Raw genomic sequence first — 12,948 nt, 5'->3', positions numbered from 1 at the left:
CCAGTCCGCAGACGAGCGCAAGAATGAGCGCTGAGTTACCTGTCATAGAGAAATCTCCTACGTTGTTTTTCGCTTGGAGGGGGTGCCACGCTAGCGGCACCTCCGCTGCGTTGCTTCCTCGTTGCTCTCAACATGCGTGGAGACGATTGGCCAACTCTCGAAATTTAACGCCAAAACGTGACAACTTCGCGAAGCGTCAGGTGTGAATCAGTAAAATGAGGGTAAATACCAACGATCACTCTACTTTTTCATTACTCCAACGCAAAGAGACCATGTCCCTCGATAAAGTTACCCCCGGCAAAAACGCCCCCGACGCATTCAACGTGATCATTGAAATCCCGATGAATGCCGACCCCGTGAAGTACGAAGTGGACAAGGAGTCCGGCGCCATTTTTGTGGACCGCTTCATGAGCACGTCCATGCATTACCCCACCAACTACGGTTATGTGCCCAAAACGCTCAGCGGCGACGGCGACCCGGTGGACGTGCTGGTGATCACGCCGGTGCCGCTGATTCCTGGTGTGGTGGTGACCTGCCGCGCCATCGGCATCCTGAAGATGACCGACGAAGCCGGCGAAGACGGCAAGGTGCTCGCCGTGCCCATCGACAAAAAGTGCTCGCTCTACACCCAGTGGCAAAAACCTGAAGACATGAACCCGTTGCGCCTGAAAACCATTGCCCACTTCTTTGAGCACTACAAGGACCTGGAAGAAGGCAAATGGGTCAAGGTTCAGGGTTGGGAAGGCCCGGAAGCGGCCGCCAAGGAAATCATGGACGGCATTGCCAACTACCAGAAGGAGCACTCCTGAAACGCTGAATTTTCAAGCATTTTAGGCTTCCAGCCCTTGCTGGTCGGGCGCAAATAGCTATCAAAAACAGAGCGCCTGTAGCGTGAGCTGCAGGCGCTCTCTTTATGGAAAGCTCAGTTTGTCAGGCCGCGCGTGCCGGGTCCGGGTAAATCAGGCCGTGTAAAAACGTGCCCTTGCGCTCGAACGGCTGCCAGCTGCCTTCGCCTCGCGCCAGGCGGTCGGCCACGGCCCACCAGGCGCTGGGATTGAGGCCCAGGCCGACGTGGCTGGCAATGACTTCGACGTTTTCGGTCTGCGGGTTGAGCGGCGAGGGCTTCTGGATGCTGCCCTGCCAGGCAACGATGCCGTCGCTGCGCGAATAAATGCTGGTGGTCGGCATGGGCGGCGCAACCGGCAGGTCGTAGTTTTCGACCTCGCGCTCCACTTTGCGGCCGCTCGCCAGCTCGTAGATGCGCCAGGCGTTGGTCGAGCGGTGCGAGCCCGCAAAGGGCGTGCCCAGGGTGATCACGCCGCGCACCATCTGCGGCAGCTCTTTCGCCAGCTCCCGTGCATACACACCGCCAAGGCTCCAGCCGATCAGGCTGACTTTGCGGCCGCTGCTTTCAAAAGCCCGCCGGACGCCCGTCCTGGCTGTTTCAAGCACGCCGGCGCGCGGGCCAAAGTTAAAGCCCTGTTCCCAGCCGCTGGTCTGGTAACCCAGGGAGTCCAGGTAGCGGCGCAGCGGGATGGTCGAACCGTCATTCGCCGACAGGCCGGGAAACACCACCACGCTGTGGCCGTCGCCGCGGGGCGCCCTGGCCAGCACCGGCCACGCGGGCAACAGTGCGCCGGCCTCCCAGAAGGCACGCAGTTCCAGCGCCAGCAGCCAGGCGTTAGGCGGCGGACCGTCGTGCAGGTCCTGCTTTGGGTTTTGCTTTGCTGCTGACGGGCTGGGTGCGGGTTGTGCCATGGTTGGAAACATCGGATAGGTTTGCTTTTTTCTTGATGGAAGTTATCTTGGGGCTGGCTGCGCGCTTCACAGAGGGAGGCTTCCCTAAAGGCGTCGCTGAAGCGACACGTGTTCCAGGAGGCTTTCCCGGGGTTGCTGCCGCGTTCGGCGCCGTAGCGGTAGGTGCTCCGGTTCCCACGAGTACTTGAGCCTGGCGGAAAGCATCTTCAATCGCTTTGACCAGGTCCTGCGCATGCGGGAGAGCCTTTTTGCCGGCGACGATGCCGAAGTCCACATGGCCAGCGTAGGTCTGGATGGTGATGTTGAGCGCCAGCCCGTGCAGCACGATGGACAGCGGGTGAAACGTGAGCATTCTGGCGCCGGCCAGGTACAGCGGCACCGGCGGGCCGGGCACGTTGGAGATGGCCAGGTTGGCGACCATGGGCAGGCGGCTGGCCAACCCGGTTTTGCCGTAGGCATTGAGTGCTGCTTTTCCGGCGCCGCCGACCAGCCAAGGCGCCAGCAGCGAAGGGTAGTCGGTCGGCAGCAGGCCCTTGAGGCTTTGCATCGAGGTCTTGACCTTGGCCGTTGAGGCCATGATGGCGTTCATGCGCTTGAGCGGGTGGGCGATGTGTGTGCCCAGCTCCACCAGGCTCATGCTGACCTGGTTGCCGAGGTCGGTGGCATCACTGGCCCCGGCTTCGCGCAGCGACACTGGCATGGCTGCCACCAGGGATTTTGTGGACACACTGCCATGTTGCGCGAGGTAGCTTCGCAGCGCTGTCGAGCAGATCCACAGCGCTACGTCGTTGAAGCTGCCGCCAACCGCCTTGCCCATGGCCTTGCATTCGGCCAGCGGCACGGTGGCGGCAACAAACACGCGGCCCTGCGTGACGGCGGTGTTGAACGGGCTTTTGGGCGCCAGCTTCATGGGCATTTTGGGCCGGCCGCCGGCGCCCTGCAGCGACTGCCGGGCCAGCGTGCTGCCCAGGGTGCTCGCGGCTGCGGGCAGGGACTTGGCCAGTTTAGCCACTTGGGCCAGCGAGTTGGAAAACACCGAACCGATCATTTTTCCGATTTTCAGGTCGGCTTCCGTTTTGCCGCGCCGCGCCAGGTCGGGCGGCGGCACCTCTCGCGGCACCGGTCCGATGTCCAATATGGCATTGGCCAGCATCACGCCGCCCTTGCCGTCCAGCGCGGCGTGGTGGATCTTCGAAAAAAACCCGGCGACGCGTTCGCCCGAAGGCAGTTTGATCGCGTCAAACACATAAAACTCCCACAAGGGGTAAGCCCGGTCTATCAGCTCGCTGTGCAGTTTGGCCACCATGGTGTGCGCCTGCGCCAGGCTCATGGGTTTTTGCGCGGAGCAGGGCACGCGCCGCACGTGAAAGTCGATATCCACCGATTCGGCCTCGATCCAAAGCGGATGGCCCAGGTCAAAAGGCATGAACACCAGCTTGCGGCTGAACACCGGCGCCAGGTGCATGCGCCTGGCGATGTGGCTTTTCACGGCCTTGTGAAAGCTGCCCCTGAAACCCGCGGGCAGCTCGCACAGGTTGAACGAACCCACGTGCATGGGCATTTCGGGGGTTTCAAGATAGAGAAAGGTCGCGTCCAGGCCGGTGAGGGTTTTCATCGGGTGATATCTCCTGCAATTTCCTTGACCGACCTTAACCGAGCGCGGGATGCCTCCGCACTAGGGTTTGCCGGGGCGTCCTGGATGGTTGAGGCACTTGCATGCGATGTGGGGGAGTGACTTTCCGTTTGCCCCGGCGCTCATGGGCTGGCGGAGTTGCTGTCGTGATTTGGAGAAGTGGTTTTCCCGCACTGGCGCAGAAGTGTTGTGGGCTCGGCCTCTTTCAACCCCGATATCACCTTAAAATTCGCCGGCTGGCGAAATGCCGGCGGACAACGAAAACAAACACACGGGGAGTTTTATCCATGGCATCCTGCGCTTACTGCAATACAACCATCCTGTTCGGCGGCAAAAAGCAGGGAGACCTCAGATTCTGCAATGCAGAGTGCGAACAGCGGGGCTTTCTCATGAGTCTGGCGAACCAGATTCCGCAGCGGGATGTCGATGGCTTCGTCGCGCGGGTGCACCGCGGCAATTGTCCCGCCTGTGATGGCCAGGGGCCGGTGGATGTGCACACGTCCTACCGAGTGTGGTCAGCATTGCTGATGACGTCCTGGTCGAGTCGTCCCGCGATCAGTTGCCAAAGCTGCGGATCGAAGCGAAAAGTCGGCGACGCGGTGTTCTCCGTGTTGCTGGGCTGGTGGGGTTTTCCGTGGGGGCTGCTGGTCACACCCATGCAAGTTGGCAGGAATATTCTGGGCTTTTTTCAGACGCCGGATCCGACCACACCCTCGCCGGCGCTTGAGAAAATGCTGAGGTTGCAGCTCGCCGCCCAGGTGGTTCAGAATCAGAATCGCGAGCAGAGCGGAATCAACGCCTGATGGCGCTTGATGCGGCCGGATTCGTTGCCGGCTTGCCGTATCAGAAAGCTTCGTGTCTGCGCCGGGATTAGCGTGGCGGGGGCGTAAAGCTCCGGTTTTCGGGGCACTGCGCTACGCAAGGATGCGGCTCATAATTGATTTTCATCCGCTGCGGCGGCAAAGAGACCTCCTTCATGAAAATCAACATTCGCTCCATCAGCGCGATCCTGCTTATGCTGGTCTTGGCGGCATGGGCCGCCTGGCATGTTTATTCTTCCGGCAAAGACACGCGCATTGAAACCACGGTGAGCGCGCCTGAGGTGCCGGTGGTCATTCGCACCGAAGGGGGCTTGCTGGAGGTGGCGACGGTGATGGCTCAGGAGCGTTTCACGCGGTCGGACACCCGGGAGTTCTGGGGCATTCACCTGGGAACCACGGTGTCGCACATCCAGGCGCCGGTGCATTACCGCTACCACATTGAGCTTGCGAGAGAATGGCGCGTGGTGATTCGCGACAAGACCTGCATCGTCCAGGCGCCGGCGATCAAACCCAGCCTGCCCGTGGCCTTTGACACCTCGGCCATGCAGATGTACACGCAAAACGGCTGGGCGCGCTTGAACAAGCACGACAACCTGGCAGCGCTGGCCCGGTCGATGACGCCCGAGCTGGAAAAGCGAGCCCAGTCGCCGGCTTACCGGCAACTGGTGACCGAACCGGCACGCCAGACGGTGCGGGAGTTCGTCATGCAATGGCTTATCAAGGAGCAGAAGTGGTCGCGGGACCCGGCCTACACCGTGGAGGTACTTTTCCCGGGGGAGTCCCTGCCGGTGCCGCGCACCTCGCCACGGCCGGAGTCCGCTATCTAAGGTCCAATTGAACGCGGTTGGTCTTCAGCCACGCGTCCAGTTCGGTCTCCAGCACGTGCAATTTCATCTCGTAGTCGCCCGGCCACTCTTCAAAGGTTTTTTCCTTGAGCTGCTGCAGGACTTCTGCGGGCACGGTTGGCCGCGTATATTCAAAAAACGCCTTGCTCGACGCCAGTTGCCGTTTCAGGGTGTGCAGCGCCATTTCGTAGTCATCGGGCCAGCTGGTGCATGCAAAGTCGATGATCTGGGCGGAATATTCGTTTTTTTCCATGGCCTCACAGGCGTGGACGAGCTGAACGTAGGCTGATGCCTGCCTGTCGATCAGGTGCCGCTGCATGGCGGGGTCGCTGGGCCAGTCGCTCTGGACCCGGGCGGTGATGGCCGAGAGGATGTCTGGTGGCAGGGGCGTCAAATCTGGGTGTCCTTTGTGGGGGTGCGCAGCGTCTGCAGCTTGAACATCCCATGCTAGGGGATCAAGACTGGTTTTGTCACCCCTCGAACATGGGGTACTGACTCTATAAACGGTTCGGGGTCATGGGCCGGGCAGGGCTTACAGGGGCACGATTTCGAAGCGCGCATCACCCATGTCCTTGCCCAGTGGACGGAACGCGGCCAGGATGGCGTCTGTTTCGGCGTTCTCCCACAGCGCGATGACCTGTTCTTCCGCTTCGGAGTCCTTGCCGAGCGGGAGTTCCTCATTGAGCGAGTGGACCAGCATGTAAGCCTGCAGGGTGGGCAGGACTTCGTCGGGCCCGCCCAGGGCAAATTCAAGCGCCATGCGAAAACGCAGTTCTGCGGCGCCGCGCTCGCCGTCGCTGAGATCGGGGCATTCGACGAGGTGGACCCGGTAGTTGTCCGGGGAGGGATCTGTGTTGTGGGTCATGGCAGTCCTTGCTCAAGTTGTCCAGGCGGGCCGGCGTCGGTTTCGCTTTCGGTTCCACCGAGCAGGCCTTGTTCATCATCCCTCAATCCGGCCACCGGCGTGGCCTTGGCCAGGGCGATCCACACGCCAAAGGGCAGTTGCCGGCGCGTACGTCTTGGTGCGGCGCGGGCTACCACCAGCTGGCTGCCCTCCAGCTGCATCACACCGCACTCGGGTGGAATTTCATCGGCGCTGGCGATGGGCTGGCCCCTGGCGTCGCAGCCCAGTACGTACCAGCACTCACCACCCAGGTCGAGGTAGGCGCTGCGTTTTTCGGGGCGCCTCAAATCACCCAGTAGGTCGGAGCGGCGCACCTTGATCTCGTGGACGACCGGGTCCACGTAGGATTCCACCGAGGTATTGCGGATCGAAAACACGTCGGGCCGCGCCATGCACCAGCGCACCGCACCACCTTCCGCCAGCGGCGGCAACTGCGCGCGCAGGCCCAAACCGCGCCATGCAATGCGGCCGGCACGCACCATTTCGCAGGCCACACGTTCCACCAGGGCTTCGTGCGCGGACAGGGCCGCCCGGTTGCGCACCAGCGCGCTCGCCAGGCAGCTGATGCCGGCATGGGTCACCCGCAAGGTTTCGTGGCCACCCGGGCCGGCGACACGCTCCAGCAGGCCGGCGGCCAGCAGTTCGATCTCGAGCAGGTCCTGGCACGGCCAGCCGGCCGAGCGGTAAATCTCGCGCAGACGGCGGGCATGGGCGCGGCCCAAAGTGGTGGGCGGGGCTTCGGCCGCAGTCACGTCGGAACGCGTAGGCAAAGGGGGGGACGCAGACATTGGCACGAGCTTAAAGCAGGAAGATCTGCATAACAAATTCGCCTCCAGCCCTGATGGGTCGGGCGCAGACAGCTATTAATACAGTAGCAATTTTCATGGCCGCACCTGCCGGAACGGGTTGCGCCTTTCCAGCTCTTCCATGTAGCCGGCAATGCCTTCGCCTTCCCGTTCGAGGAACCGCTCGACCGCATCTGCAAAGGCCGGGTGCGCAAGCCAGTGGGCGCTGGTGGTCTTGACCGGCAGCAGGGCGCGCGCCATTTTGTGCTCACCTTGGGCGCCGCCCTCGAAGCGCTGATAGCCGTGCTCAATGCACCACTGCAGTGGCTGGTAATAACAGGCTTCGAAGTGCAGGCAGTCCACGCGTTCGATGGCGCCCCAGTAGCGGCCGTAGGCGATTCCTGCTGTGGTTTGAGCATCAAATTGGCCTGCAGCCCTTACCCCGTTTGGTCTGACAGCTATCAAACTCGTAGCAATAGGGCGGCCGTTGCGTTCGGCCACAAACAGCAGCCAGTTCTCCGGCATGGTGTCCTGCATACGCTGGAAGAAGTCGCGACTCAGGTAAGGAGCGTTGCCGTGTTCGAAATAAGTGCGCTCGTAACAGCTGTAAAAGAAGTCCCAGTCGCTCGTGGAAATATTCTTTCCCAGCGACCAGCGGAAGCGGACGCCGGCATCAAGGACCTTGCGCCGCTCCTGGCGGATCTTCTTGCGTTTGTCATGACTCAGCGACATCAGGAAGTCGTCGAAGTCGCGGAAGGGGCGAGTACTAGCCAAACCGTTGGTCGCGGCGTCTTCACCAGCCGGGGCCGCGGAACCGGCTCTGCCGGGCCGCAGGCGCAGCGCCCCTTCTTGTGCAAGGGGCAGCGCAACGCCGGAGGTACACGAAGTGACAAGCGTGGGGGCTCTATTGGACCAATGGAATTGCACGTTGTGCCGTAGCATCAGGCCCGCCTCCTCACACGCCGCCACATCCGCATCGCTGGTGAACAGCAGGTGCAGCGACGACAGTTCCTCCTCCCCGCACCAGGCCACCAGCGCCTGGACGAGCAGTGTGCGGGTGGCGGCATCGCGTGCCAGCAGGCGCGGGCCGGGCACGGGCGTGAAAGGCGGCGCTACCAGTGCCTTGGGGTAGTAGAGCAAGCCGTGCTGGTGGTAGGCGTTCGCCCAGGCGTGGTCGAACACGTACTCGCCGTAAGAATGATTCTTGAGATACAGGGCGCAGGCGCCTGTGAGCTGCGAGCCCTCCCAGAGCGTGACAAAACGTGGCGTCCAGCCGGTGGCCGGCGTGGCGCTGCCGCTTTCAAACATGGCGGCGAGGTACTCGTGGCGCATGAAGGGGTTCAGCTCACCGCCCGATTCCTGTAGCGCCAGCAGGGCATTCCAGCCGACAGCATCGACCTGGCCAGGCGAGTCCAGCACACGAATGACATAATCGTTTTCAGCCACAGCACCAACCGTATTTTTCTTTTTCATGACTCTCAAAATCTGCGTTGCCCAGTTGAACTATTGCGTTGGCGACATGCCGGGCAACGCTCAAAAAATCATTGAAGCCGCCCGCAGGGCCTATGTCGACGGTGTGCGGCTGCTGCTCACGCCCGAGATGGCGATTTGCGGCTACGCCGCCGAAGACCTGTTCCTGCGCCGTTCTTTCATTGAAGCCTGTGATGATGCCGTGAATCTGGTGGCCCGCGAGCTCGCCGGGTTAAAAGGGCTCACCGTGGTGGTGGGCACGCCCACCCATGGTGACAACGGCAAAGGCTTTCGCACCAAAAGCGTGGCAGTGCAACAGCGCCACAACGCCGCCCGGGTATTGCGCGAAGGACGCATTCTTGAAACCTACGCCAAGCGGGAGCTGCCCAATTACCAAGTGTTCGACGAACGGCGTTATTTTGCGCCGGGGCAGGGCACCTGCGTGTTTGAGGCGGGCGAGGGCGAGGATGCCGTCAGCGTCGGGCTGCTGATCTGCGAAGACGCCTGGTTCGAGGAACCGGCGCGCCTGGCGAAGGAGGCGGGCGCCGAGCTGCTGGCGGTGATCAATGCCTCGCCTTTCCACGTTGGCAAGGGCGGCGAGCGCGAGCTGATGATGCGTGAACGCGTGCTGGCAACGGGTCTTCCCATGATTTATGCCCACCTGGTTGGCGGGCAGGATGAAATCGTTTTTGAAGGGCATTCGTTTGCCCTGCAGGCCGATGGTGCACTCGCCGGTCGGGCTGAAAGTTTCAGGGAAAATCTGTTTGTAGCCCACGCCCAGCGGGGACGGTCAGCTATTGAATTGGTAGCAAACATCGAGCCGGAGCGAAGCGCCGAAGCGGACCTGTGGGACGCGCTGGTGCTGGGTGTGCGCGACTACCTTGGTAAAAACGGCTTCCCCGGCGCCCTTCTGGGCCTGTCGGGCGGCATCGACTCGGCGCTGGTGCTGGCGATTGCGGTGGACGCACTTGGCGCCGACAAGGTGCGCACCGTCATGATGCCTTCGCCCTACACGGCCGATATTTCCTGGATCGACGCGCGCGAGATGGCGGCGCGTTTGAAGGTGCGCTACGACGAGATTTCGATTGTTCCGGAGTTCGAAGCCTTCAAGGCCTCGCTGGCCGGCGAGTTCAAAGGGCTGCCGGAAGACACCACCGAGGAAAACATCCAGGCGCGCATCCGCGGTGTATTTTTGATGGCGCTGTCCAATAAGTTCGGCTCCATCGTGCTGACGACCGGCAACAAGAGCGAGATGGCCACGGGTTACTGCACGCTGTACGGCGACATGGCCGGCGGCTTTGCGGTGATCAAGGATTTGCTGAAAACCACGGTGTTCCGCCTGGCCGAGTGGCGCAATCAGAATGACCCCTACGGCACCGGCAGCAACCCGATTCCGGAGCGCATCATCACGCGTCCGCCCAGCGCCGAGCTGCGTGCCGACCAGACCGACCAGGACAGCCTGCCGCCTTACGAGGTGCTGGACGCGATTCTGCAGCGCTACATGGAGAACGACGAAAGCATAGAGAACATCATCGCCGCAGGCTTTGACCGCGCGGTGGTCGAGCGTGTCACGCGGCTGATCAAGATCAACGAGTACAAACGGCGGCAGGCGCCGGTCGGCATCCGGGTTAGCCACCGGAGTTTCGGCAAGGATTGGCGCTATCCTATTACCAACAAATTTCTATAGGCAAAAAGCACAGGATGTCCCTTTCCCAAACCAGCAGGGGCCGCGGAACCGGCTCTGCCGGGCCGCAGGCGCAGCGCCCCCTTAGGGGGCAGCGTATTACACGGAGTGAAAAGCGTGGGGGCTCTATTTTTATAACTAACGGAGATAGTCAGTGAAACAAATTACAGCCGTCCTCAAACCTTTCAAGCTCGAAGAAGTCCGTGAAGCCTTGGCCGAATGCGGCGTGACCGGCCTGACCGTGACCGAAGTCAAGGGATTTGGCCGCCAGAAGGGCCACACCGAGCTGTACCGTGGTGCCGAGTACGTGGTGGACTTCCTGCCCAAGGTCAAGGTGGAAGTGGTGGTCAAAACCGAGGATGTGGAGCGCTGCGTGGACGCTATCGTGCGCGCTGCCCGCACCGGCAAGATCGGCGACGGCAAGATTTTCATCACCAGCGTTGAGCGGGTGGTGCGTATCCGCACCGGCGAGGAAGACGAAGCGGCGGTCTGAATAGGGCCCCACGGTCGCTCACTTCGAGCCTGCGGCGGCTCCCTGCCCCTTGCACTGGAAGAGTGGGGCCGCTGCACCTGCGGGCCGGCAGAGCCGGACCCGCGACCCTGGATGGCAAAGACGGCCCGTGGCCCGCGTGTAATTGCGTTAGATCTGATCCAGCCGCTGGCCTTGCGGCGCCATGCCGGCGGCTTCTACCAGTTGTTGCAACAAGGGTTCCACGGCGGCGCCGACATGGATCAGCTCCATTTGCCAGTCGCTCATGAAGCCGCTTTTGACCGATGAGGCCAGAAATGCCAGCAGCTCGGTGTAGTAGCCGTTCAGGTTAAGCAGGCCTACGGGCTTGGCATGGTAGCCCAGCTGGCGCCAGGTCCAGACCTCAAAAAACTCTTCCAGCGTGCCTATGCCGCCGGGTAGCGACAAAAACGCGTCGGCATGTTCGGCCAGGATGCGTTTGCGCTCATGCATGGTGTCCACAATATGCAGCTCGGTACAGCCTGTGTGGGCCCATTCTTTTTCCACCAGCGCCTTCGGAATGACGCCAATCACACGTCCGCCGGCCGCCAGTGTGGCGTCGGCGACGATGCCCATCAGGCCGTTGCGACCACCGCCATACACCAGCTGGCCGCCGTGTTCGCCGATCCATGTGCCGACCCGGCGTGCTGTTTCTGCAAAGAGAGGATCGACGCCCGGTCGCGAGCCGCAATAAACGCAAACCGAGAAGGCCGGCGTCATGTAAAAAACCTCTGGAACAAGGCCAGGGCCCAAGTGCCGGTGCACAGCAGCAGGCTCAGCAGCACGGCAGCGCTGCCCATGTCCTTGGCGCGTTTGGACAGGTCGTGCCATTCGGGGCCGATGCGGTCGATGGCGGTTTCTATGCCGGTGTTGAGCAACTCGATGATCATCACCAGGATGACGGAGCCGGCCAGCAGCACGGTTTCGACCCAGCTGCGGCCCAGCCAGACAGCAGCAGGCACCAGCGCCAGCGAGGCGATGGCTTCCTGGCGAAAGGCCGTTTCCTGCCAGCCGGCACGCAGGCCGGCCACCGAATAACCCAGCGCGTGCCAGACGCGGTTCAGGCCCTTGCGGTCTTTTTGTGGGTTGACGGGGGCTTCGGCGCTCACTGCCGGATAAGCCTGGAGTGGGTCAGAGGAGGAGGATGGAGGCATGGCCCGATTGTGGCGCGGCTGTGTGGCAGTTTGACGCGGCTCTTGCATGAGGGGTGCTGCCTGGGAATCAGGCGGTTTTGCCTGGGGCCATGAGGGGCGGGCTGGAGACCAGCCGGGTGCCGGCCAGCGCGTCGTGCCAGAACTGACGGTCCGGATGAAAGCGCGACAGGATAGCCCAGATCGCAATCCAGCCACCGGCCAGTACCAGGGCTTGCCGAACGTCCAGGCCCAGTAGCCAGCTCAGTGCCAGCGGCGGCAAAAACCAGAGCCAGCTCAGGGCGTAGCGCACAAAAGCACGTTTCTGGCTCACGGCGCGGCCCTGCAGGTCGGTCAGCCGGATGTTCCAGGTTTTCATGGCCAGAGTCTGCCCTTTGGCCCAAAACCAGACGAAATAGATGCCGAACACCACGAACAGGAAAGCTTGCTGGGCGTTGCGGTTGTCCATGGCGTTGCGCGTCTGGCTCAAGGTGCTGAACAGGTAGTCGGCAATAAACACAACGCCAAACATCAGCATGCCCTCATAAAGCCAGCAGGCCATGCGCCGCCGAAGTGAGGGGGTAGGGAGGGAGGCGGCGTGGAGGGCTGTCAAGGAGGGTTCAAATGAGGACGGACGGGCACCGCAACACCATGCCTGAACGACACCGGTTTTGCCTCAGTTCCACCCGCTTGGTTGGACCAAGGAAGCTTGCGTGCTACTGCGGCGTGGAGTCCGTTGTCGCTGCGGGTGCTGCGCCGGGCTGGTCTGTGACTGGTTGCGAAACCGCCATTTTAGGGGCTGGTTTGCCCTTTTGCTTGTCCGCGCGGGCTGGCACGGTTGCCAGTTTTTGCGGCGCAACCGGTTTGGCGGCCGGCGCGGCACCCACCGGGCGGCGTGGGGCCTTGGCGGCAAGTTTTCGTTTTTCTTCGTCACTGAGCGCCTGGTAGGCCTGCCATTTGGCTTGTTTTTCCTCAGCGCTCAACTCTTGGGACAGCTCTTTGGTTTTCGCAAAATTAAGCCGGGCCTGGGCGCGCTGCTGGGGCGTGAGTGCAACCCACTCCTTCATGCGACCTTGCATCTTGACCTGCTCGTCTGCGGACAGGGTCGGGTAGCTTTTGGCCATTTGCAGCCACTTGCGCTTGTGGCCCTGGCTCAGGGCGGGCCAGGTGGAAGCCAGCGGCTTCAGAATTTCCCGTTGTGCCGCATTAAGCTCGGCCCAAGCGGGACTCGAGGTGGCCTGTGCTACCACTGTTTTGGGCGGAGTGGGCGGCGCGGAGGCCAGCCCTGTTGTCTGGGCGTTTGTCCCGTTCGCGAAGAGGGCAAGCAGCAGGCCCACCAGCAGCCCTCCGGTCAGGGTCAGGGCGGCAGGGTTCAGCCTCTGTGCAGGCAGGGGGGTGATTGGCACGGTC

At 62.1% G+C, this 12,948-nt stretch carries 15 protein-coding genes; 5 read left to right on the top strand and 10 right to left on the bottom strand.

The annotated features are described in order from the left end of the window. Positions 1-272 precede the first annotated feature (272 nt). Positions 273-809, top strand: a complete 537-nt coding sequence (ppa, locus tag ABI660_RS13105) for an inorganic diphosphatase (protein WP_348068670.1) — start codon at positions 273-275, stop codon at positions 807-809. 121 nt (positions 810-930) lie between these two features. On the opposite strand, the gene ABI660_RS13100 is transcribed toward ppa, so the two are convergent. Together ABI660_RS13100 and ABI660_RS13095 are read right to left on the bottom strand one after the other, a co-directional pair. Then, positions 931-1,758: an alpha/beta hydrolase gene (locus ABI660_RS13100; protein WP_348068668.1), complete on the bottom strand. Its 828-nt coding sequence runs from the start codon at positions 1,756-1,758 to the stop codon at positions 931-933. Then, entirely contained in the window at positions 1,682-3,373 is a 1,692-nt protein-coding gene (locus ABI660_RS13095; RefSeq protein WP_348068666.1) for a wax ester/triacylglycerol synthase family O-acyltransferase, read from the bottom strand. Before ABI660_RS13095 ends, ABI660_RS13100 begins: the two co-directional genes overlap by 77 nt. 305 nt (positions 3,374-3,678) lie before the next feature. Between ABI660_RS13095 and ABI660_RS13090 the strand changes: the two genes are divergently transcribed. Together ABI660_RS13090 and ABI660_RS13085 are read left to right on the top strand one after the other, a co-directional pair. Continuing rightward, positions 3,679-4,194 (top strand): hypothetical protein, encoded by a 516-nt coding sequence (locus tag ABI660_RS13090; RefSeq protein WP_348068664.1) that lies wholly within the window; start codon positions 3,679-3,681, stop codon positions 4,192-4,194. A 173-nt stretch (positions 4,195-4,367) separates the two neighbouring features. Then, positions 4,368-5,039, top strand: a complete 672-nt coding sequence (locus tag ABI660_RS13085) for a hypothetical protein (RefSeq protein WP_348068662.1) — start codon at positions 4,368-4,370, stop codon at positions 5,037-5,039. Here ABI660_RS13085 and ABI660_RS13080 read toward each other — a convergent pair. The 4 genes from ABI660_RS13080 to ABI660_RS13065 all read right to left on the bottom strand — a co-directional run bounded on the left by ABI660_RS13080 (position 5,032) and on the right by ABI660_RS13065 (position 8,219). Further along, entirely contained in the window at positions 5,032-5,451 is a 420-nt protein-coding gene (locus tag ABI660_RS13080) for a hypothetical protein (protein ID WP_348068660.1), read from the bottom strand. The two genes, ABI660_RS13085 and ABI660_RS13080, sit on opposite strands and share 8 nt — an antisense overlap. Before the next feature lie 138 nt (positions 5,452-5,589). Further along, on the bottom strand, positions 5,590-5,922 hold the full coding sequence (locus ABI660_RS13075; protein ID WP_348068658.1) for a hypothetical protein: 333 nt from the start codon (positions 5,920-5,922) through the stop codon (positions 5,590-5,592). Next, complete coding sequence (locus ABI660_RS13070; RefSeq protein ID WP_348068656.1) at positions 5,919-6,749, bottom strand: hypothetical protein; 831 nt, start codon at positions 6,747-6,749, stop codon at positions 5,919-5,921. Before ABI660_RS13070 ends, ABI660_RS13075 begins: the two co-directional genes overlap by 4 nt. A gap of 93 nt (positions 6,750-6,842) precedes the next feature. Beyond that, positions 6,843-8,219 (bottom strand): GNAT family N-acetyltransferase, encoded by a 1,377-nt coding sequence (locus tag ABI660_RS13065; protein WP_348068654.1) that lies wholly within the window; start codon positions 8,217-8,219, stop codon positions 6,843-6,845. Between ABI660_RS13065 and ABI660_RS13060 the strand changes: the two genes are divergently transcribed. Together ABI660_RS13060 and ABI660_RS13055 are read left to right on the top strand one after the other, a co-directional pair. Further along, positions 8,218-9,903, top strand: coding sequence for an NAD+ synthase (locus ABI660_RS13060; RefSeq protein WP_348068652.1), 1,686 nt, complete (start codon positions 8,218-8,220; stop codon positions 9,901-9,903). The genes ABI660_RS13065 and ABI660_RS13060 overlap by 2 nt on opposite strands. Before the next feature lie 151 nt (positions 9,904-10,054). After that, positions 10,055-10,393, top strand: a complete 339-nt coding sequence (locus ABI660_RS13055; protein ID WP_007869659.1) for a P-II family nitrogen regulator — start codon at positions 10,055-10,057, stop codon at positions 10,391-10,393. A gap of 147 nt (positions 10,394-10,540) precedes the next feature. On the opposite strand, the gene ABI660_RS13050 is transcribed toward ABI660_RS13055, so the two are convergent. The 4 genes from ABI660_RS13050 to ABI660_RS13035 form a co-directional block, all read right to left on the bottom strand. Further along, complete coding sequence (locus tag ABI660_RS13050; protein ID WP_348068650.1) at positions 10,541-11,128, bottom strand: TIGR00730 family Rossman fold protein; 588 nt, start codon at positions 11,126-11,128, stop codon at positions 10,541-10,543. Next, positions 11,125-11,562: a diacylglycerol kinase gene (locus ABI660_RS13045; protein ID WP_348068648.1), complete on the bottom strand. Its 438-nt coding sequence runs from the start codon at positions 11,560-11,562 to the stop codon at positions 11,125-11,127. The genes ABI660_RS13050 and ABI660_RS13045 overlap by 4 nt, the downstream gene beginning before the upstream one ends. A gap of 67 nt (positions 11,563-11,629) precedes the next feature. Then, entirely contained in the window at positions 11,630-12,151 is a 522-nt protein-coding gene (locus ABI660_RS13040) for an RDD family protein (RefSeq protein ID WP_348068646.1), read from the bottom strand. A 103-nt stretch (positions 12,152-12,254) separates the two neighbouring features. After that, complete coding sequence (locus ABI660_RS13035; protein WP_348068644.1) at positions 12,255-12,944, bottom strand: DUF3106 domain-containing protein; 690 nt, start codon at positions 12,942-12,944, stop codon at positions 12,255-12,257. Positions 12,945-12,948: the final 4 nt, after the last annotated feature.

This window comes from Polaromonas sp. (assembly GCF_039930745.1).
In the GTDB taxonomy this organism is placed as follows: domain Bacteria; phylum Pseudomonadota; class Gammaproteobacteria; order Burkholderiales; family Burkholderiaceae_C; genus Polaromonas.
Note: the sequence above shows the minus strand (reverse complement) of the source record. Positions and strands in the feature narration are given on the sequence as shown.